Raw genomic sequence first — 19,158 nt, 5'->3', positions numbered from 1 at the left:
CAGCGCAACTTAACTCATCCTTAATGGCTCACTGACACCAACGCTTTTAGTACTTATGGTCGTTGAGCAGGTCTTGCACGCTGGACGACGGCCAGCGCTTGTAGAACTTCAACAGCTCGGCGGCGCGGTTGGTGAAGATGCCATCGACGCCGGCCTTCATGACCTTCTCGAAGTCCACCGGCTCATCCACGGTATACACATGCACCAGCAGGCCCTTGTCGTGGGTCAGCTTGTTCATTTCCGGCTTCACCAGGTCGGTGTAGCTCTGGTCGCCGTGGTCGGTCAGCTCAGCCGACGGGCCGGTGCCGATGGCGCCGAGGCTTTTGGCCTCATCGACCCACTTTTCGAATTCGGCGGCGTCTTTGGGTTCTTGCTTGGCGTAGTAGGCGGCCTTGGTGGATTCGCCAGACTCGGCGAAGGTCACTTTGGATTTGGGCTCGATGCTGCCTTCACCCACCCACAACAGCAGGATTTTCGGAGTGTTGGGCATTTCCTTCTGCAGCTCTTTGAGGCTGGCGGTTTCGAAGGTTTGCAGCACCACGCGGCCCTTGCCTTGGCCGACACCGGTGTTGCTTTTGCCCAGCTTGGAGCCGGCAGAGCTCAGCCAGCCTTTGTCGAGCAGCTTGTTTTTCAGGTCAGCTTCGATACCGGGGAACTGCTTGGGCTCCTTGGTCTCGATGTACAGGCCGGGTTTGTGCGAGGGGTTGCCTTCGGCGATCTTGATGATGTCGTCCAGGCTCAGGATTTTCAGGCCAACGAAACCAGGGCGCGCGCGGTCCGGGTAGGCGGCGTTGAACCAGCTGCCGGCGTCGAGGGTTTGCAGTTCTTTCCAGGTGAACTCGTTGGCAGGCGCGTCTTTGCGCTCGGGGAACTTGGTAGCAACGTCGGTGGTGCGCTGCAGGTTGTTGTCGTGCAGGGCGAACAGTACACCGTCCTTGCTGCGTTGCAAGTCCAGTTCCAGGTAGTCGGCACCCAAGTCGCGTGCAACCTTGTAGGCAGCAGCGGTGGATTCAGGCGCATCGTAGGAAGCACCACGGTGAGCGATCACGGCAGGGTAGGGAATGCCTTCGTTTGTCGCCAATTCGGCCGGGCTGACCGGCTCGGCAGCCTGTGCCTGGCCAAGGCCGAGCATCAACGCCAGCAGCAAGGCGCTTTTGGAAAACGTGACAGGCATATGCGAAGTCCTTTCGTGGAGGTAACTTTGAGAAGGTGTCCTTTTTAACAATTGATTGCGAACGGCGCTATCACCAAACCGACATTAACGTGCGCACCGGCCAATTTTGTCGACTTTTTTGCAGGGTGTTGCAGTATTCTTACGGGTAGCTGCCCCGCCAGAGGGCGGTATTTTCTGCCACGCGTGTAAACCATCTTTCCAGTCCCTGTGGGACTTTTCAGTGAGGTTTACCATGCGCATCACTTCCGAGCTTATCTGCCAGGCCGCCGACCAACTCCAGGGATTTGTCGGCCTCAACCGCAAGACCGGCCAGTACATCGTACGATTCAGCGAAGACTCATTCGGCATGGACGTGGCCGATGACGGCATCATCCCCACGGCCGAGTTCGTCTGGCTGCCGGCCGCCGACCACACCATGACCCTGTGCCGAGCGCGCCTGCAGTTGTTGCTCGACCAGAATATCGACGAACGCATCAACATCACCGAGCCGCTGCGTGTGTATATGCGCCGGGTAGAGATCCCGCAGATCAGCGCGTTGCGTAGTTTGGTGAGCTGAGCGTCCGCGATTGCTAACGATGACGAGCAAATGTGGGAGCTGGCTTGCCTGCGATAGTATCACTGCGGTTTCACTGCATCACCGAGGTGTCTGCATCGCAGGCAAGCCAGCTCCCACCGGGTTCGGTGATTCAAGTGGAGAAGGTGTAGGCCCGCTCTACCTTGCATACCCGTGTGTGAAACGCCTCATACCAGGTGGCCCGCCCTTGCTCGCGCACCTGCCGATGCTCGGCCTGCTGTTTCCAGGCCAGTATCGCCGCCTCACTGGCCCAGTAGGACACGGTGATCCCCAGTCCATCCTCCCGCGCCGATTCCACCCCAAGGAACCCCGGTTGTTGCCTGGCCAGTTCCAGCATGCGTGTGGCGGCCTCGCCATAACCCAGGTCGGCGCCGGTGCGCAGCGAGCTGAAAATCACCGCGTAATAAGGTGGGGCGGGTGTCTTGGCGATCATACCGATACCTCCTGGCAGGCCTTGAGCAGCGCAATCGTCAGCGGCGGCGTGATGCCCTTGAGTGCGGCGCGTTCGGGCTGGAACAGGGTAGCGACGAAGAACGGGTGGTCGAGCAGTTCCACCGCGCGCAGATCGCCCGCCGAATCGTGGCCGGTGGGAATCAGGTTGGCGTCCAGCAGGGCGTCGGCAAAGGCGGGGTTGATGCCGTAGCGGCAACGGTAACCCTCGTGGATGTCAAGGCGGCCGTAGGCCTGGGCAATGCGCGTGTACGGGGCCAGGCGTACGGTGTCGCTCACCTCCACCAGGGAGCAGTTCAGCGGCGTGATGACAGCGCGTTCAGCATCCGGCATTAATTCGCCGTGCTGGGCATCGGCCCAGCCGAGCACATGGCGGGCATATTCCAGCACGGCATGTTGAAAACCGCCGCAGGTACCGAGGAAAGGGCGACCTTGTTCGCGGGCAAAACGTATCGCCCGTAAGGCGCCGTCGACATCGCGATAGGGGCTGCCGGGCACGCACCAGAAACCGTCGAAGTCGCTCAGGGCAGAAGTGGAGGTGAGGGTGTCGGTGGCCAGCCATTGCACTTGGACGTTCAGGCCCAGAACGTCGGCGGCCTGTTGCAGGGCCATGGGAATGGCCTGGTGGGCGGTCACATCGGGGTTGTAATCACCGATCAGGGCAAGGTGCAGCGCGGGGGTTGGCATCATGTACGTCCATGACTTGTGGTGGGGTGATACCCACTATAGATTGGCGCTCACGCAATCAATATTGGCGTTTTCCCATATGTTCAATGCAGTCACGCACTATCAAATCGACTACGCCGACCTGTCGTTGATCCTGGCCCTGGTGCGCGGCGGTACCCTGGCGCGGGCGGCGGCGCTGCTGCGGGTCGATGTATCCACGGTGTTCCGTGCGGTGCGGCGGCTGGAGGCGGCGCTGGGCCAGACCCTGTTTGAAAAAAGCCGTGCCGGTTATTTGCCCACCAGCCTGGCGAGCAACCTGGCCCAACAGGCCGAGCGTGCCGAGCAGGCGCTGGAGGCGGCGCGTATTGGCGTGGAGCAGGGCGGTGAAGTGATCAGCGGTACCGTGCGCCTGACCTGCACCGACTCGGTGTTGCAAGGTTTGCTGTTGCCGGCCCTCGCGCAGTTCATGCCGGCCTACCCGGCGTTGACCCTGGAACTGAGCACCTCCAATGACTTCGCCAACCTCAGCCGCCGCGATGCGGATATCGCCCTGCGCCTGACCAAGACGCCGCCAGCGCATCTTGTCGGACGTTGCCTGGGGGCGGTGACCTATCAGGTGTGTGCCAGTGCCGACTATGCGCGCCTGCACCCAGACCATGAGTGGGCCGACCTGGCCTGGATCGCGCCGGACGATTTTTTACCCGATCACCCCACCGTCATCTGGCGCCGTGAGCATTTGCCGGGCGTGCGTCCCCGTTATCGGTGCAACAGCATGCAGTCGGTGACCGAATTAGTGCGCGCGGGGTTGGGCGTGGCGGCGCTGCCGGAGTTTCTGATGGGCGATGGCCTGCAACCGCTGGGCCCTGCGCTGGCAGGGCACGATACGGCGCTGTGGTTGCTGACGCGGCCTGATTGCCGGGCGTTACGCTCGGTGGTGACGCTATTTGATGAACTGGGGCGGCATGTGCGCTGGCTGCGGAGTTAACCTGCAGACAGCCAGCGCCAATGGCTCAGCGATTGCCCCGCTCATTGGCAAACGCACTTACCGCTTGTACTGCTTCGCCGGTGCCTTCGCGAATCTGCAGGATCACCGTGCCGGCCTGGTTGGCCAGCTCCACACCTTGGGCGGCGCGGTCGCGGGTGGCGTCCATGCTGTCGATGGCTTGGCGGGTTTCGTCCTGGATCATGGCGATCATGCCGGAGATTTCCGCGGTGGAGCCGCTGGTGCGCGCCGCCAGTTGCCGCACTTCATCGGCCACCACGGCAAAGCCACGGCCCTGCTCGCCGGCGCGGGCGGCTTCAATGGCGGCGTTGAGGGCCAGCAGATTGGTCTGGTCGGCAATGCCGCGAATGGTATTGACGATGGCGGTGATCTGTTGCGAGCGTTCGCCGAGTTTGGCGATCAGTTGCGAAGAAGTGTCGATATCCACGGCAATTTCGCGCATGCCGCTGGCTGTCTTCTGAATCACCTCAGCGCCTTTTTCCGCCATCTCCTGGGTGTTCAACGACAGGTGATAAGCCTGGGCGGCGCTCTGTGCGTCAGCGGCATGCTGTAGCACGCGGGCGGTGACGTCCGAGGCGAACTTCACCACTTTGCACAAGCGCCCGCTGGCGTCGTACACCGGGTTGTAGTTGGCTTCCAGCCACACGACCTGGCCGTGTTTATCCACCCGCTCGAACTGGCCATTGAACAGCTCGCCCTGGTTCAAGCGCTTCCAGAACTCGCTGTAGGCCGCACTGTTGGCCAGTTCGGCCGTGCAAAACAGGCGGTGATGCTTGCCCTGGATCTGCGCCAGGCTGTAGCCCATGCGCTGCAGGAAATTGCCGTTGGCGGTGATGATGGTGCCGTCGAGGTTGAACTCGATCATCGCCATGGCGCGGTCGATGGCTGCAAGCTTGGCGTTGGCTTCGCTCTCGGCTTGCAGGCGCGGGGTGACGTCCATGGCGTATTTCACCACTTTGATTACATTCCCCGCTTCATCCCGTACCGGGTTATAGCTGGCTTCCAGCCACACCGAGGCGCCGTTGCCGCCTACTCGTTCAAAGGTGCCCGACTGGAATTGGCCGTTGCGCAGGTGCGTCCATAACTGGTTGTAGTCCGCGCTGCGGGCGAACGCCGGGGTACAGAACATCCGATGGGGCTGGCCCAGAATCTGTTCGGCGCGGTAGCCCATGGTCTTGAAGAAGTTGTCATTGGCGCGCAGCACGGTACCTTGCAGGTCGAATTCGATCACGGCCATGGAGCGCTCGATGGCGTCCAGCAGGCTGGTCTGTTGGGCAAGGCTGTGTTGCAGGGTACTGATGGTTTTCTTGTGAGCGTTGAATAGCATGGTGGAGGGCTCGGGCATGCAAGCGTATGCGGGGTCCATGTATTTGCGCCTGACCCCGTAGGGCCCCTGGCCTTACGGTTGACTTGCTCATTGCCAGCTTCCTGGTGCTGACAGAGGGGGGTAGAACAACGGTGTCAGAGTGATCAACCGACCTGGAAGTTCGCCCGTCAGGCAGGACTATTTTGACCAGGCGACCAATGGCGGCATTATGCTATTGCGGCAGGCCGGCGAATGAAGTTTCAGACGAGGTGTCATCAGACAACTCAGGGCGGATGGGCGACCACGCAACGGGTGGAATACGCCAAAACGCTCTGCAATAACGCGCCTTAGTATGAGGGCGGAGTGCTGGCTTCGTAGCCGGCCAGGAACAGGTCGATGGCTGATTCGATAACACCTGCCTGGGCGGCAGGGTCGAGCGTGGGCTGGCCGAGGGTAATCTGCGGCCAGAATGCAAAGGCCTTGAGCAGGCTTTGGATCTGGTGGGCGGCGAACGCCGGGTCGGTGCAGGTGAGGCGGCCGTCTTCCTGGGCGGCGCGCACCCATTGGGTAAAGCCTTCTTCTCGTGCGCTGAGGCGGTTGACCATGTCTTGAGCGCGTTCCGGCGAATGAATGGTGGCAGCAATGGCTACGCGTGCCAGGTCGAGGAAGTTGGCGTCCGACATCATCTGCATTTTCGCTTCCAGCAACGTGCGCAGTTGGTCGCGCAGCGGGCGGTCGCTGGTATAGATCACGTCCAATTGGGCAACGCTGCTGGCCCATAGTTGGTGGAGGATTTCGGCGAACAGTTCTTCCTTGCTGGGGAAATGGTTGTACACCGTGCGCTTGGAAACGCCAGCAGTGGCGGCGATCTTGTCCATGCTGGTGACCTCGAAGCCGTGCTCGCGAAATTCGGCAATCGCCGCCGCCACGATGGCTTCGCGTTTACGCTCGGTGAGGCGTTTGGGGGCAGTCATGGAAGGCATTCGACTCAACAATGAAATTACACCGGGCAGTTTACTTGCTCCGGATTTTGTTGCAATCTAGAAACTACACTGTGCAGTGTAATACTTGAGCGGACCGCCGGAGTCACATCGTCATGGCCACTATTTCAACCCGTCTCGACCCTCCGCCCTCGGCACCCAAGCCTGCCGAGCAGGGCCTGGGGCACTTCAGCAACGACACTCCGGTGCAGCAAGGTGGCTTGGGCAAGACCCTGCGCATTTTCTGGAACATGCTATTCAACAAGCCGCGCACGACACGGCCGGTGGGGCAGATTCCGGTACAGCCACTGACCCGCGAGCAGTTATTGGCCGCCCCTGATCACAGCGTGTATCGCCTCGGCCATTCAACCGTGCTGCTGAAAGTGCGTGGTAAATTCTGGGTCACCGACCCGGTGTTTGCCGAACGCGCCTCGCCATTGCGTTGGGCCGGCCCCAAGCGTTTTCATCAGCCGCCTATCAGTCTTGATGAGCTGCCAGCGCTGGAAGCGGTGATTCTTTCCCACAATCATTACGACCATCTCGACCGCAAAGCGGTGGTGCAATTGGCCGAAAAGACCCGCTACTTCCTGGCGCCCCTGGGCGTGGGTGACACGCTGGTCAAATGGGGCGTAGACGCCAGCAAAGTGCGCCAGTTGGAGTGGTGGCAGGGCATCGAAGTCGATGGCGTTCGTTTTGTCTGCACGCCGGCTCAGCACTTTTCAGGGCGCGGCCTGTTTGATGGCAACCAGACCCTGTGGTGCTCATGGGTGATGATCGACGACACGCGGCGTATCTTTTTTAGTGGCGACACGGGCTATTTCGACGGTTTCAAACGCATCGGCGAGCAATACGGGCCGTTTGACCTGACCCTGATGGAAACCGGCGCTTACAACGTCGATTGGCCCCATGTACACATGCAGCCGGAGCAAACGCTGCAGGCGCATATCGACCTTAAAGGGCGCTGGCTGCTGCCGATTCACAATGGCACCTTCGACCTGGCCTTCCACGCCTGGCATGAGCCTTTCGACCGCATCATGGCCCTGGCCTGGGAGCGCAATGTTTCGATCACCACTCCAGCGATGGGTCAGGCTTTTCGCTTGAACCAGCCTGAGCGCGGGCGTGCCTGGTGGCTGGAAGTGGAACCTCAATCGGTCAACGAACACGCAGCAGGCTGAGCCAAAGGCCCGTTTGGAAAAGAGCTTTTCAGCGAATTTCAGCCCTGCGACAAAGGTCAAGAGAGAGTGCGATGATCCCCCGGGAATTTTATCTCCGGGAGGATGTTTCGATGGACAGCCATTGTAAGAAACTTTGGAAGATGGGTTTGCCGTGTGCGTCAGCTCAACCGCTGCAATCGCTAATGAACGCCGTCGACGTTCCCGCTTCACCCCACGGTGCCGCTCCCCCTTCTATTGTCTTTGGCACCGAGCAACGTGCGGGCGCCACGCCCATACCTGGGTATAACGCTCTGGCTCCCCATATACGGCCGGTGCGCGATCCCGCGCTATCGCTGATCGCCATCAGCGGCGTTGACCCTACCGAACCGGTAATGGTGGAGGTACCGCTGGTATTGAATAACACCACCTTCACCGCCTCGCTGGCGCTTACGGGATATCGTATCGGCTATGCCGAGCATTATGTGCAGGGCAAGCAGGTTGATCGGGTCGAACGCAGTGCGGCCTTGAACCGAGTCTTCGACACCCTGCGCCAGGCTGGTGCGCAATGCGTGGCAGTGGATATGCAGCGCAGCGGTGATTGTCAGCAGGCCTGTCATGAAATCGACGAACTGGTGGCAGGTCTTCGCCTTGATGCCTTGGTGTCAGAGGATCCCGAAGCTGCCTTTCATCACGCCTGTAGAAGCGGCTACCCCAGTATGTGTGAAACCCTGGAAGACGGCTCCAAGGTCTGGTTTTACGGTGCGCGCTGGGCGGGTGATCGCTTGGCGGCACTGGTACGAGCTTACCGCGTGCTGCGGCCGTAGGTATTGATGCCTACATCGGGCTGGGAAGGGTAGGACGCGGTGGCAGGATTCGCCTGAAATAGTGGTGGGTTGTCGGCTCTTAGACTGGTGCGGCGCTATCGACCGATAGCTCTCATACTCAGTCAAACAGAGGGGCACTTCATGATCGGACCAGTTTCGGCAGGTGGATGGGCCACAGGCTTGTTTCAGGAGCTTTCAAACCCTGTGCAAGGTTTCAAGAGTGCCTGCCAGATGTCAGCGGAGATGGCCCAAGGAGGCGGCGTCACCTCAGAGTCACTGTTGAAGGACTCGCTCAAGCAAATTGCCAATATTGATCGTGGGCTACAGGGCGGCAATGCGTTTTTGGAAACCAACCCGGATGCCATGAGGGAGGCGAAGGCCCGCGATCAGGAACGTGCCAATGGCCGCGTACGCGGGTACTTGCATGGCGTGCCGATAGCGCTCAAGGATGTCTTTGAAACCAACGACCGCATGCAGACCAGTGCAGGTTCGAAGGCGTTGGTGGGCGCGCCGGCCACTAAAACCGCCAAGGTTGTCGAGAATTTGTTGAAGCACGGAGTAGTGATCGTGGGGAAAACCAATATGAGTGAGTTCTCCAACTTTCGCTCACTTTCACCTGCGGATGGCTGGAGCTCCCGAGGTGGTCAGACGCTTAACCCCCCATCGACTCGGAGGGCCGGTGGCGGGGTCCAGTTCAGGTTCGGCAGTGGCGGTCGCCCAAGGGCATGTGCCTGTGGCATTGGGGTTGGAAACCAACGGATCGATCATCACCCCTGCCGCCTACAATGGTGTGTTTGGCCTGAAAACAACAACGGGCCTTGTCAGTACCGAAGGCGTCATGACCAGTACGCGCATGGATGCGGTGGGGACTTTCACCCGCAATATCTGTGATGCTGCAGAAGCGCTTAACGCAATGACCGAGACCACTGCCTACACCAAGGGACTGTGCGCCGATGCCTTGAAGGGCAAGCGAATTGGCTACACCCCTTTACCTGAGCTGTCCGTAGAGGAGGCCAAGGACCCAGCCAAGCGGGCAGACCGCAAGCACTATGAGGCGGCGCTCGAAGTCATGAAGGCCCAGGGGGCGATTCTGGTGCCGATGCAGCGGTTGGATGCTGGTGTCCCCGATCAAGCCTATGAGGTTTATAACGAGGCGCTGTTCTCGGAGGTCAAGCAACAGCTGGAAGACTACCTGGCTGGACGAGAAGGTTTGCCGGTCAAATCACTCTCTGAGCTGATTGCTTTTATCAACCGCACCCAGAAACCTGGTGAGCCTGACCAGAAACTGCTGGAAATGATCAATGAGCTGGAGACCACCCAGGAAAAACGCGATGCGCTGTGGGAAGCCATCCTTCCTATATTTCGGAAAACCATTGATGACCCCATGAAGGAGCACAAGCTCGACGCCATGGTGTCGAACTTCCAGTCCCACAATTATTTTTTCAGTGCAGCGGCCGGGTACCCAGGCATATCCGTTCCGTCAGGCATGGATGAGGAAGGCATGCCCACGGCACTTTATGTGTATGGCTCCGCCAACAGTGAAGCCACCTTACTGTCAGTCGCCTATGGTTATGAACAAGCCTCACAGGCCATTCAAAAACCGGCTTTTCTCCCAGGTGCTCCCTTCACACCGACACCTGTCAGTACAGATGACGTGGTTGAGATTACTGAAACTTGAGTTTGAATCAGCCTCTGCAGACAGTTGCGTCGCAGAGGTTGTGCCAGGGTTCAATCGACCGCCACAAGTACATTTGAAACCATTGAAGTGTCCAGGGACACGCCTGGGCTCTACGCACCATTGGGTTGAGGCGTTTGTGAGTCGATGGTGGCGGTGGTTGAACCCATCAATCGGGAGATGAGGCCTTGTGCAGAAGGTTGCGCTGCGGCGGTATCAAACCGACGCGCACTCATCCCCCACCCCGGTGCGAACCCCGGGAAAAACACCAACCCTTCGGCCTCCAGGCGAAACGCCAGGATCAAACGGGTTTCATCGTCCACGTCGCCGTGGTCTTCCAATTGTTCAATCGCTTGCACCGCCACGCCAGCCTGGCGAGCCAGCGCTTCGCGGCTCCAGCCCAGCATGACGCGCGCCTGCGCGCAGTGTTTGGCGGTGAATTGATGCAGGACGATCTGTTGTTCTACGAAAGAACTCATTGCCAGAGAGGACATGGGGTTTCTCCAGGTTCGACAGGGGAGGTGCAACTATACTGTTTTTTTGTACAGTTGTTTCTACCGCTCATCCACTGGCGTTGCAACCCCTTATGATTCCAGCCCCGGTGCCTCACGAATAATCAGGTGATCCAGATTCTCGATCCTGGCGCTGAATACCCCGAACGTCTGCTCGGGGTTTTTCTGGCTGGGCACCTGCACAAGCTGCGGCGTGACCCCATAGAAAAAGCAATACAGCGACCGTTCACTGCTGGCCGCCGCCTTGATCTGCTCCAGGAATGCCGTGCGCTTGCGGTAGTTTTCGATGAGCTTTTTGCTCAGGTAGACGTTCACCGAATAAGGCTTCCTGTCGAGCCACACCTTCTTTTCGAAGTCGATGCGAAAACTGCTGGTGTAGTCCTTGATGGTCTTGATCTTGCCCCAGTAAATCAAACCCTGGTTGTCTTGCAGGTATTCGATCTTCTTGAAGAATGCCCAGTAGGTCGCCGCGTGCTCACCGATCTTCAAAGGCATGGCCTTGAGCTTGTCCTTGTCATCGATGTTGGACACGTAGCACTCCACCGGGTGTGCGAATACGCTGGTTTTGTCCGGGATCGAGTCATTGCTGCCAGAAGAGGTGGTAGCGCGGTTTGCGGGCGCTTTCGTCGGCTCCTGAAGGACGCTTCCAGCGGTGCCGACTACCGGCGTTCTAGGCTCGTACAGTCGCCGCGTCAGCACAAATTCCGATGGGAAATTTTCCTCACGCTCGTCGTCATTTTCACCCGTCGCAGGTTTATGGCTGCCGGCATAGCGGCAGCCGTCGATATGCCGCGTGCCGGGTTTGTTCTTGAAGTGCGGCGTGCGCAGGTAGTTGACGTTCTTGGCGTTGAAAGTGCTCAACGCATTGGTGCTATCGAACGCCGCGCGGCAGGCGTCGTTGGGGCACAGGAAGCTGTCCTTGTCGGAATCGAACGCGGTGGTTTCGTCGAAATTCAGGTCTCGTACGTCATAGATCGACACCTTGTCGTCGAGACTCAGGCTGTAGGCCGTGTCGAATTTCATGGGGCTCGGGTCCTTCAGAGGTTTGGCTATTAATAGCCGGATCTTGCGTAAATATCAGCAAGAACCTGCCACGCGTCGCCCGCTCAAGAAACACAGGGTGCCGCCCATGGCCGTGAGTGCGGCCAAGGCAAAGAACATGCTGGTGGGCGCCGCATTGATCAGCAGATAGCCGCAAATCACCGGGCTCATGGCCCCGCCAAACGCGGCCAGGTTCTGTGCCCCGTAATAACTGCCCCGTAGTGCATCCGGCGCGATGGTGTCGATAAACAGGAACTCTGAGGGATAGATGATCATCTCGCCCAAGGTGAACACAAACATCGCCAGGCACCAGCTCAGCAGACTGTTTGCCTGGCTGAAGCCGACCAGCCCGGCAATAAACAGCAAGGTGCCTAGCACGATCCAATGGCGCAGTTGCTCGCGCTTGAGAAATCGGCCGATTTGGTACTGCATCAAAATCACGGTGATGGCGTTGCAGGCGAGCACCGCAGACAAAATTTTCAGTGCTTGGTCAGATGTGTAGGCCACTAGCAAAAACTGCGACAGATACAGGGTGTAGCGTCCATGGACGATGGTGCTCAACAGGCTGCCGCTGGTGAACAGGATCAACGTGCGGTCGCTGCGCAAGGTGTGCAGGGTGCTGAGAAAACTCTGGGGTTTATGACGCTCGTCCCGTTGAGTCGGCGCGATACCGATCATCAGGAACAGGCTGCCAAAGGCAATGGCACTGGCAATCAGGAACGGCGCCCACGGCAGTTGGCCGGCGATCAATACACCCAACATCGGGCCCGTTGCATAACCGACATTGGTCAGGGTGTAGCGCAGGGAAAACACCTTGGCGCGCTCACCCACCGGCAGGTTCTCGCTGATGATCGCCTTGGAGCCGATCAGGAACAGCGCCGACGCGGCTTCAGTCACAACAAGGGTCAGCGTGGTGAGGTAGAGGTTGCTGGCAAAGGTCAGCAACAAAAAACCGATGGAACTGGAGAGCATGGCCAGGATCAGCAGTTTGCGCTTTTCCAGGCGATCGATGATGTAGCCGCCATACAACCCCATGAGCGTGGCGATGAACACCGCGACCCCCATCAGCAGGCCGATATCCTGCTGGTTGAGGCCCAGGCGTGTGCTCAGCCAGAGGGCCAGCAATGGGCTGGTCATGGCACGGCTGACCACGATGGTCACCGAGCAGATCATCAGGCGACGGATTACCAGGGAGTAGGTGGCCACGGTGGGGTGGGCTCCTTGTGATTCTTACCTACACGACTCAGATCACCAGCGAACGCAGATTGAGTGTGGGAGCTGGCTTGCCTGCGATAGCGGAGTAACAGCCAACATTGTTTTAGCTGACCCACCGTTATCGCAGGCAAGCCAGCTCCCACATTCGATGGCGTTATTGGCCAGAGTTGATGGTGATTTTTTCTACCGCACCTTGTTCCAGATCCCACTTCTTCAGGATCTTGCCGTAAGTCCCATCATCAATCATGCCCTGCAACGCCTCACTGATCGCCATGACCAACTCGGTATTGCTCTTCTCAATCCCAAGCCCGGTGAATTGCTTGGAAATCGCCAGCCCCACCGGCTTGTACTTGCCCTTGTCCAGCGACATCAAATAAGGAATGGTCTCGCTGCCCTGCATCGCCGCATCCAGGCGGTTCTGCTGCAACTGCGCCCGCGCATCCGCCGAGCCTTCGGTGCCGATCACCACGATTGCCGGCTTACCCGCCGCCTCGCAGTTTGCCTTGCTCCAGGCGGTAATTTCCGACGGCCAGGTGGTGCGGCGGCTGGTGCCGACTTTTTTACCGCACAGGTCGGTCAATTCCTTGATCTCTTCGCGCTTGGCCAGTGTGTACAGCTGCGGGCCGCTGGTGAAGTAGTCGATGAAGGTCACGGCTTTCTGGCGCTCGGCGGTGTCGGTCATGCCTGACAGCACAATGTCGACGCGCTTGGTGGTCAGGCCGCTGAGCATTTGTTCGAAGCCGGTTTCCTGCCATTTGATCTTCACGCCCAGTCGCTCGGCCAGGGCGTTGCCCAGGTCGAAATCAAAACCGGTGAGTTTGTTGGTGGCCGGGTCCTTGAAGTCCATCGGCGGGTAGTTCGGCACGATGGCCGCGCTGATCTCACCCTTGTCCTTGATGGCTTGCGGCAAGGCCGCGAATACACACGAGGAGGCCATCAGGCCTGCAAGCAAAGTAGGGATAAACATCTTCTTCATGGGGGCGTTCTCGTTAGTTTTTTAGTTAAGTGCGAACGGCAGAAATAAAGCTTTGGGTACGCGGGTTTTGTGGGCTTATTAGAATGTCTTCCGGGCTGCCGGCTTCCACAATCTGGCCGGCGTCCATAAACACCATGCGGTTGGACACTTCGCGAGCGAAGCCCAATTCATGGGTGACTACGATCATGGTCATGCCGGTGGTGGCCAAATCGCGCATCACCGACAGCACTTCACCTACCAGCTCCGGGTCGAGGGCTGACGTGGGTTCGTCAAACAGCATCAACTTGGGGCGCATCGCCAAGGCACGGGCGATTGCCACACGCTGTTGCTGACCACCGGACAACTCCACCGGATAAGCATTGCGCTTGTCCGCCAGGCCAACGCGGGCCAGCAGTTCCAGCGCGTCTTCGATGGCTTCCTTGGGCGAGCGCTTGAGCACCTGGCACGGGCCTTCGATGATGTTTTGCAACACGGTCATGTGCGGGAACAAATTGAAACGCTGGAACACCATGCCGGTGGCCAGGCGCTGGCGGGCGATCTGCGCTTCGTTCATCTCGTGCAGCTTGTTGCCGACTACCCGATAACCGACCAGTTCGCCGTCGACCCACAGGCCGCCCTTGTCGATTTTTTCCAGCTGGTTGACGCAACGCAGCAGGGTACTTTTGCCCGAGCCGGACGGGCCGATGATGCACATCACCTCGCCTTGCTCGACCTCGATATTGATGTCACGCAGGGCGTGATACTGGTCGTAATACTTGTTCAGGTTGACAGCCTTGACGATGCTTCTCATGGGGCAAATCTCCTCAACCCAGGCTTACGAACGCTTGCCGGCGCCGCGGGCAAAACGACGCTCGAGGCGGCTTTGACCAAATGAAAGAACCGTCACCACCGCCAGGTACCAGATGCCCGCCACAATCAGCAGCTCCATCACCCGGGCGTTGGCGTAGTAGATGTTTTGCGCGTTGTGCAGCAGTTCCGAGTACTGGATCACACTGGCCAGGCTGGTCATTTTCACCATGCTGATGAACTCGTTGCCTACGGGCGGGATGATCACGCGCATCGCCTGCGGCAGAATGATCCTGCGCAGCGCCTGCAGGCTCGGCATGCCGATGGACTTGGCCGCCTCGTATTGGCCGGTGTCCACCGACAGCAAGCCGGCACGCACCACTTCAGCGGTGTAGGCGCCCTGGTTTATGCTCAAGCCGAGCAGGGCGGCCACGAATGGCGTCATCAGGTCCACGGTGTCGATGCTGAACAGGCCCGGAATCGTGATCACCGGGAAGATCAACGCCAGGTTGAACCACAGCAGCAGCTGCAAAATCAGCGGTGTACCGCGAAACAACCAGGTATAGGTGATGGCCACGTAACGCAGGATCGGGTTGGCCGACATGCGCATGATCGCCGTGATCACTCCGATCACTACGCCCAATGCCATCGCCAGGATCGACATGACGATGGTGTTCACCAGGCCCCAGAGGATGGCTTGCGACGTAAGGAACTGGCCAATGTAGGACCATTCGATCTGGCCATTGGCAAACGCGCGCAACAGCGCCGCCAACACAATCACGATCAGGGTGGCAAAAAACATCCGCCCGTAATAGCGCCGCGGCACATGTTCGTACCGGGTGATATCGAACTGGTTTTCGGACAACTTGCGCTCGGCTTCCAAGCGCTCGGCAGGGGTTTGGTTCATGCTGCTACTCCAAAATTTATTCTTGATGCGTGATCGTTCCCACGCTCCGCGTGGGAACGCCGCCTCGGACGCTCCGCGTCCCGCCGTTGGCGCGTAACGTGACGACGCGGAGCGTCACGGGATGCATTCCCACGCAGTGCGTGGGAACGATCGTCACCGGCTTAAATCCGAAATCCTTGATAACTTTCAGTCCACTTTTGCTGAGCCGCCAACGCCATCTTCAACCGCCCAATCTGCTCCTTCACCCGCTCCGGCGCCGTCCCACCCCACCCACTGCGCGCCGCAATCGCCGCCTCCAGGGTCAGGCAATCACGCACGTCCGGGGTGAGCCGCCCATCCACCTCGGCCAACATCGCCGGTGAGGCTTGCCACAACTCAATCTCATGCTGCTCACAGGCCTGCACCAGCGCGCCGGTAATCTCATGCGCCTCCTTGAACGGCACACCACGGGTGGCCAACCAATCCGCCACCTCAGTCGCCAAGGTAAAGCCCATCGGTGCCTGGCGTCGTAGCTCCTCTACCTGCACCTTCATGGTCGCCACCATCCCGGCCATCGCCGGCAACACCAGCAGCAAGGTGTCCACACTGTCCAACACGCTGTGCTTGTCTTCACTCAAATCGCGGTTGTACGACAGTGGCAACGACTTGAGCGTCGACATCAACCCGGTCAGGTTGCCGATCAAACGCCCGGCCTTGCCCCGCGCCAGTTCGGCAATGTCCGGGTTCTTTTTCTGCGGCATGATCGAACTGCCGGTGGCGTAGGCATCGTCTAGCACTACCCAGCTAAACTGGCGCGACGACCACAGGCAAAACTCCTCCGACAGCCGCGAAATATTCACCCCGAGCATGCCGGCCACAAACAGGAACTCCGCCACATGGTCACGGCTGGCGACGGCGTCTATGGAGTTTTCGCATGGCCCGGTGTAGCCCATTTCCTTGGCCGAGTGCTGCGGCTGACGTGCTATCGCGGAACCCGCCATCGCTGCCGCGCCCAACGGCGACAGGGCCGTACGTGCATCCCAATCCACCAGGCGCTGCACATCGCGCAGCATCGACTGCGCGTGAGCCAGCAAATGATGGGCAAACACAATGGGTTGCGCCTGCTGCAAATGGGTGAAGCCCGGGCAGATGCTCTGCACATGTTGCTCGGCCTGTTCAACCAACGCCTGCTGCAGGCCCAACACCTCAGTGGCGATGGTGCGTGCATGGTCACGCAGGAACAGGCGCAGATCATTGGCCGTCTGGTCATTGCGCGAGCGTCCGGCGCGCAACTTGCCGCCCAGGGCACCGAGGCGCTCGGTCAATACGCGTTCGATAAAGGTGTGTACGTCCTCGTCATCCAGGGTGGGATGTAGGCGACCGGCGGCGAAATCCTCACCGATACGGTCCAGGGCTTCGAGGGTGCGCAGGGTTTCCGATTCATCCAGCAAACCGGCGCGCTGCAACTCACGGGCATGGGCGCGGGAGCCGGCCAGGTCGTAGGGCGTGAGGCGAAAATAGCGCTCAGGGCAACGCGACAACGCGGCCAACGCCGCAGACGGACCGGTCTTGAAACGAGCGCCCCAAAGGCGGTCGGTGGGCTGGGACATGGGTGTTCCTCACGCTTGTTTTTAGAAGAGTCGGAGGCAGTTTCAACAGAAGTTTATCGGTGTAGAACCGACGTCTGACGCGCCGTATTCAAGGTTGCCAAGGGCGGATGTTTATGTTCATTATCGCCGCCTGGCTATGTTCAAGGATTGGGTTCAAGCCTGTTGAATATGGCACTCGAGGTCAACGCGCATTATGGAAACCCCACTTTCCACTTCTGGAAACCTGCCGCCAAAACCCGGCACACGAGCACCACTGCAACTGAGTGGGCTGGACTTCAAATTGCTGCGGGTATTTATGGCCGTGGTCGAAGCCGGCGGCTTCAGTGCCGCGCAAAACGAGCTGAACGTGGGCCTGGCGGCCATCAGCAAACAGATCTCCGACCTCGAGATTCGCATCGGCATGCGCCTGTGCACACGGGGCCGCGAAGGGTTCGGGCTGACCGAAGAAGGCAAGTTGGTGTATCAGGCATCCATCGAGTTATTTACCTCGGTGGACAGTTTTCGCGACAAGCTTAGTTCGGCGCAGAATGAACTCATCGGCGACCTGAGTGTGGGCGTTATCGATAACACCGTCTCCGACGTTAATTCCCCCCTGATTAACGCCCTCGGCAACTTACATCGCCAATCGCCAAAAATAAGATTGCGCCTACACGCCTCGCAATTGGACGAAGTTGAACGTGGGGTAGTGGAAGGGCGACTGGTCGCCGGCATCGTCCCGGTGTACCAACGTCGTGAAGAATTCGACTACTTCCCGCTCTACGAAGAAAAGGCCCACGCCTACTGCGCCGTAGGGCATCCCTTGTTCACTGCGAGCGACATCACCCCCGACGCTCTTCGCCAATACGAAGTGGTCAACCATCGGTATGCGATCCATCGCGACAAGGCCAACTTCGTCAGCCACGACAGCCAGTCCGCCTCGGCTTCACAAGTGGAAGCCGTCGCCATCCTGATCCTCACCGGCCGCTTCCTGGGCTTTCTGCCAGAACACTACGCCACGCCACTGGTAAGGGAAGGGCGCCTGCGCGCACTGTGCCCAGAGCAGGTTCATTTAAGCACCGCGTTCAACCTGATCCTGCGCCACAACGCGCCGAGAAGCCCGATGGTAAAAGCCTTCGCCACAGCGCTGGGTGTAGACCTGAAGACGTCGGCCTAAGCCTCAACAAAGCTCAAATGTGGGAGCTGTCGAGCCCCAGCGAGGCTGCGAAGGGATCGCCTCGGTCTCCCGCCAACCCCACCCACCCGCATCACCGCTGCAACCGAGCCCGCTTTTTCTTCTTCGCATGAAAATGCCGAAAATGCGCATCCTGCGCCGCCGCCAACAACTCCCGATCCCCACGCGTATCGCCCCAGGCCCTGAGCCGATACTCCCCTAGGTCCCCATACACCGCCTCAAGCCGCAACACCTTGTTCTCGCAACGGCAATTATTTCCGGTGAGCTTGCCGGTCAGCACCCCATCCACCACCTCAAGCTCAGTACCGATCAAGCGGATGCCAAGCCGGTCGGCAAACGGCTGCAATACCAACGCCGGCGACGCCGAACACAGCGTCACCACCGCCCCGGACTTCACCTCATCCGCCACCGACTGCAAACCGCTCGGGCGCATCAGCTTGCTCCAGCGCGCCTGGCAATATTCCTGCGCTTGCTGCTCAATCCAAGCCTTCTCCACCCCGGTCATGAAGGTGCGAATCAACTGCGCCTTCAACTCATCCCGGCTGATCTGCCGCACCAAAAACCGCAGCCCCGGCACCGCCAGCTTGACCATCCGGCCATAAAACTCACCGGGGCCAAAGGCAAACTTGAGGAAGGGCACGAAACTGTCGTGGTGGGTGAGGGTGCCGTCGAAGTCAAAGACGGAAAGTACTTTGGCGTCTGCGGGGCCGGCTTCGAGCATGTCTGGGTTCACGGGTTGGCCTCGGTCCTATCTAATAATTTTTTAAGCATGCATCAACTGTGACAGCAAGAGTCTGCTCCCGTGCCAATCTTCCGATCTTGGCGTAAATCTCTTCGGTAAAACCGGTGACAACGCTGATGGCAATTGGGGCACAAGGCTACAGCATTGGTGGGGCGATCCGAACCCTTCCGGGCCAGGTGTTTGAAGTGATGTACTTCAAGAAATAGCAAATTCCTTTTTTACCGACGAAAAAAAGCCCTGAACATGCCAGGGCTTCCTTTAGCGCTTAGTCCGGATCAATCCCAGCTCAACGCGCCGCCGGTCTGATACTCGATCACACGGGTCTCGAAGAAGTTCTTCTCTTTCTTCAAGTCCATGATCTCGCTCATCCACGGGAACGGGTTGGTGGTGCCTGGGTACTCTTCCTTCAAGCC

The 19,158-nt window shown here is 59.2% G+C and carries 19 protein-coding genes and 2 pseudogenes; 6 read left to right on the top strand and 15 right to left on the bottom strand.

Annotated elements, in window-relative coordinates:
* Positions 1 to 46 precede the first annotated feature (46 nt).
* A complete protein-coding gene (locus AC07S6_RS25030; protein ID WP_014719622.1) occupies positions 47 to 1,174 on the bottom strand; it encodes a glycerophosphodiester phosphodiesterase in 1,128 nt (375 codons plus the stop codon).
* Positions 1,175 to 1,406: 232 nt separating this feature from the next.
* Here AC07S6_RS25030 and AC07S6_RS25025 point away from each other — a divergent pair, with 232 nt between their 5' ends.
* Positions 1,407 to 1,730, top strand: a complete 324-nt coding sequence (locus tag AC07S6_RS25025; RefSeq protein WP_014719621.1) for a DUF2025 family protein — start codon at positions 1,407 to 1,409, stop codon at positions 1,728 to 1,730.
* A 130-nt stretch (positions 1,731 to 1,860) separates the two neighbouring features.
* On the opposite strand, the gene AC07S6_RS25020 is transcribed toward AC07S6_RS25025, so the two are convergent.
* On the bottom strand, positions 1,861 to 2,181 hold the full coding sequence (locus tag AC07S6_RS25020; RefSeq protein ID WP_054918277.1) for an antibiotic biosynthesis monooxygenase family protein: 321 nt from the start codon (positions 2,179 to 2,181) through the stop codon (positions 1,861 to 1,863).
* Positions 2,178 to 2,885: a CTP synthase C-terminal region-related (seleno)protein gene (locus AC07S6_RS25015; protein WP_197883924.1), complete on the bottom strand. Its 708-nt coding sequence runs from the start codon at positions 2,883 to 2,885 to the stop codon at positions 2,178 to 2,180. The genes AC07S6_RS25020 and AC07S6_RS25015 overlap by 4 nt, the downstream gene beginning before the upstream one ends.
* A 79-nt stretch (positions 2,886 to 2,964) precedes the next feature.
* Here AC07S6_RS25015 and AC07S6_RS25010 point away from each other — a divergent pair, with 79 nt between their 5' ends.
* A complete protein-coding gene (locus AC07S6_RS25010) occupies positions 2,965 to 3,849 on the top strand; it encodes a LysR family transcriptional regulator (RefSeq protein ID WP_054896730.1) in 885 nt (294 codons plus the stop codon).
* A gap of 25 nt (positions 3,850 to 3,874) precedes the next feature.
* On the opposite strand, the gene AC07S6_RS25005 is transcribed toward AC07S6_RS25010, so the two are convergent.
* Both AC07S6_RS25005 and AC07S6_RS25000 read right to left on the bottom strand, forming a co-directional pair.
* Positions 3,875 to 5,194, bottom strand: coding sequence for a methyl-accepting chemotaxis protein (locus AC07S6_RS25005; RefSeq protein ID WP_495113286.1), 1,320 nt, complete (start codon positions 5,192 to 5,194; stop codon positions 3,875 to 3,877).
* Between the two features lie 326 nt (positions 5,195 to 5,520).
* On the bottom strand, positions 5,521 to 6,147 hold the full coding sequence (locus tag AC07S6_RS25000; protein WP_197883913.1) for a TetR/AcrR family transcriptional regulator: 627 nt from the start codon (positions 6,145 to 6,147) through the stop codon (positions 5,521 to 5,523).
* A 122-nt stretch (positions 6,148 to 6,269) separates the two neighbouring features.
* On the opposite strand from AC07S6_RS25000, the gene AC07S6_RS24995 reads away from it, so the two are divergent.
* From AC07S6_RS24995 to AC07S6_RS24985, 3 genes and pseudogenes are all read left to right on the top strand, one after another.
* A complete protein-coding gene (locus AC07S6_RS24995; protein ID WP_495113272.1) occupies positions 6,270 to 7,328 on the top strand; it encodes an MBL fold metallo-hydrolase in 1,059 nt (352 codons plus the stop codon).
* Between the two features lie 71 nt (positions 7,329 to 7,399).
* Positions 7,400 to 8,131, top strand: coding sequence for a hypothetical protein (locus tag AC07S6_RS24990; protein WP_495113271.1), 732 nt, complete (start codon positions 7,400 to 7,402; stop codon positions 8,129 to 8,131).
* 231 nt (positions 8,132 to 8,362) lie between these two features.
* Positions 8,363 to 9,809 (top strand): annotated as a pseudogene (locus AC07S6_RS24985) (amidase family protein).
* 110 nt (positions 9,810 to 9,919) lie between these two features.
* On the opposite strand, the gene AC07S6_RS24980 reads toward AC07S6_RS24985, so the two are convergent.
* From AC07S6_RS24980 to argH, 7 genes are all read right to left on the bottom strand, one after another.
* The gene (locus AC07S6_RS24980; RefSeq protein WP_133634482.1) at positions 9,920 to 10,300 is read right to left on the bottom strand and encodes a helix-turn-helix domain-containing protein; all 381 of its coding nucleotides are present in this window, start codon (positions 10,298 to 10,300) and stop codon (positions 9,920 to 9,922) included.
* Positions 10,301 to 10,390: 90 nt separating this feature from the next.
* Positions 10,391 to 11,341 (bottom strand): hypothetical protein, encoded by a 951-nt coding sequence (locus AC07S6_RS24975; protein WP_495113270.1) that lies wholly within the window; start codon positions 11,339 to 11,341, stop codon positions 10,391 to 10,393.
* Positions 11,342 to 11,395: 54 nt separating this feature from the next.
* Entirely contained in the window at positions 11,396 to 12,565 is a 1,170-nt protein-coding gene (locus AC07S6_RS24970) for an MFS transporter (RefSeq protein ID WP_495113269.1), read from the bottom strand.
* Between the two features lie 163 nt (positions 12,566 to 12,728).
* Positions 12,729 to 13,550 carry an ABC transporter substrate-binding protein gene (locus tag AC07S6_RS24965; RefSeq protein ID WP_495113268.1) on the bottom strand — a complete coding sequence of 274 codons (822 nt, stop codon included), beginning with the start codon at positions 13,548 to 13,550 and terminating at the stop codon, positions 12,729 to 12,731.
* 25 nt (positions 13,551 to 13,575) lie between these two features.
* Positions 13,576 to 14,340, bottom strand: coding sequence for an amino acid ABC transporter ATP-binding protein (locus AC07S6_RS24960; protein WP_003193648.1), 765 nt, complete (start codon positions 14,338 to 14,340; stop codon positions 13,576 to 13,578).
* Between the two features lie 24 nt (positions 14,341 to 14,364).
* Positions 14,365 to 15,243: an amino acid ABC transporter permease gene (locus tag AC07S6_RS24955; RefSeq protein ID WP_197883907.1), complete on the bottom strand. Its 879-nt coding sequence runs from the start codon at positions 15,241 to 15,243 to the stop codon at positions 14,365 to 14,367.
* A gap of 161 nt (positions 15,244 to 15,404) precedes the next feature.
* Complete coding sequence (gene argH / locus AC07S6_RS24950) at positions 15,405 to 16,832, bottom strand: argininosuccinate lyase (protein WP_495113267.1); 1,428 nt, start codon at positions 16,830 to 16,832, stop codon at positions 15,405 to 15,407.
* Between the two features lie 193 nt (positions 16,833 to 17,025).
* Here argH and AC07S6_RS24945 point away from each other — a divergent pair, with 193 nt between their 5' ends.
* Entirely contained in the window at positions 17,026 to 17,985 is a 960-nt protein-coding gene (locus AC07S6_RS24945) for a LysR family transcriptional regulator (RefSeq protein ID WP_495113266.1), read from the top strand.
* Positions 17,986 to 18,076: 91 nt separating this feature from the next.
* On the opposite strand, the gene AC07S6_RS24940 is transcribed toward AC07S6_RS24945, so the two are convergent.
* The 3 genes and pseudogenes from AC07S6_RS24940 to AC07S6_RS24930 form a co-directional block, all read right to left on the bottom strand.
* Positions 18,077 to 18,724 carry an HAD-IB family hydrolase gene (locus AC07S6_RS24940; protein ID WP_495113265.1) on the bottom strand — a complete coding sequence of 216 codons (648 nt, stop codon included), beginning with the start codon at positions 18,722 to 18,724 and terminating at the stop codon, positions 18,077 to 18,079.
* Positions 18,725 to 18,777: 53 nt separating this feature from the next.
* Positions 18,778 to 18,954 (bottom strand): HNH endonuclease, encoded by a 177-nt coding sequence (locus AC07S6_RS24935; RefSeq protein ID WP_420030049.1) that lies wholly within the window; start codon positions 18,952 to 18,954, stop codon positions 18,778 to 18,780.
* Positions 18,955 to 19,020: 66 nt separating this feature from the next.
* Positions 19,021 to 19,158 (bottom strand): annotated as a pseudogene (locus tag AC07S6_RS24930) (ribonucleotide-diphosphate reductase subunit beta); the annotation flags it as partial.

It is taken from the genome of Pseudomonas sp. GW821-FHT07B01 (assembly GCF_059419065.1).
The sequence above is the reverse complement of the archived record's forward strand: the minus strand, read 5'-3'. Positions and strand labels throughout refer to the sequence as shown.

Bases quoted from the DNA above. Each gene is read 5' to 3' on its own strand.
- AC07S6_RS25020 (WP_054918277.1), bottom strand. From the start codon at position 2,181: ATGATCGCCAAGACACCCGCCCCACCTTATTACGCGGTGATTTTCAGC.
- AC07S6_RS25000 (WP_197883913.1), bottom strand. From the start codon at position 6,147: ATGACTGCCCCCAAACGCCTCACCGAGCGTAAACGCGAAGCCATCGTG.
- AC07S6_RS25010 (WP_054896730.1), top strand. From the start codon at position 2,965: ATGTTCAATGCAGTCACGCACTATCAAATCGACTACGCCGACCTGTCG.
- AC07S6_RS24965 (WP_495113268.1), bottom strand. From the start codon at position 13,550: ATGAAGAAGATGTTTATCCCTACTTTGCTTGCAGGCCTGATGGCCTCC.
- AC07S6_RS24945 (WP_495113266.1), top strand. From the start codon at position 17,026: ATGGAAACCCCACTTTCCACTTCTGGAAACCTGCCGCCAAAACCCGGC.
- AC07S6_RS24955 (WP_197883907.1), bottom strand. From the start codon at position 15,243: ATGAACCAAACCCCTGCCGAGCGCTTGGAAGCCGAGCGCAAGTTGTCC.
- AC07S6_RS25015 (WP_197883924.1), bottom strand. From the start codon at position 2,885: ATGCCAACCCCCGCGCTGCACCTTGCCCTGATCGGTGATTACAACCCC.
- AC07S6_RS24995 (WP_495113272.1), top strand. From the start codon at position 6,270: ATGGCCACTATTTCAACCCGTCTCGACCCTCCGCCCTCGGCACCCAAG.
- AC07S6_RS25030 (WP_014719622.1), bottom strand. From the start codon at position 1,174: ATGCCTGTCACGTTTTCCAAAAGCGCCTTGCTGCTGGCGTTGATGCTC.
- AC07S6_RS24980 (WP_133634482.1), bottom strand. From the start codon at position 10,300: ATGTCCTCTCTGGCAATGAGTTCTTTCGTAGAACAACAGATCGTCCTG.
- AC07S6_RS24975 (WP_495113270.1), bottom strand. From the start codon at position 11,341: ATGAAATTCGACACGGCCTACAGCCTGAGTCTCGACGACAAGGTGTCG.
- AC07S6_RS24960 (WP_003193648.1), bottom strand. From the start codon at position 14,340: ATGAGAAGCATCGTCAAGGCTGTCAACCTGAACAAGTATTACGACCAG.
- argH (WP_495113267.1), bottom strand. From the start codon at position 16,832: ATGTCCCAGCCCACCGACCGCCTTTGGGGCGCTCGTTTCAAGACCGGT.
- AC07S6_RS25005 (WP_495113286.1), bottom strand. From the start codon at position 5,194: ATGCTATTCAACGCTCACAAGAAAACCATCAGTACCCTGCAACACAGC.
- AC07S6_RS24990 (WP_495113271.1), top strand. From the start codon at position 7,400: ATGATCCCCCGGGAATTTTATCTCCGGGAGGATGTTTCGATGGACAGC.
- AC07S6_RS24940 (WP_495113265.1), bottom strand. From the start codon at position 18,724: ATGCTCGAAGCCGGCCCCGCAGACGCCAAAGTACTTTCCGTCTTTGAC.
- AC07S6_RS25025 (WP_014719621.1), top strand. From the start codon at position 1,407: ATGCGCATCACTTCCGAGCTTATCTGCCAGGCCGCCGACCAACTCCAG.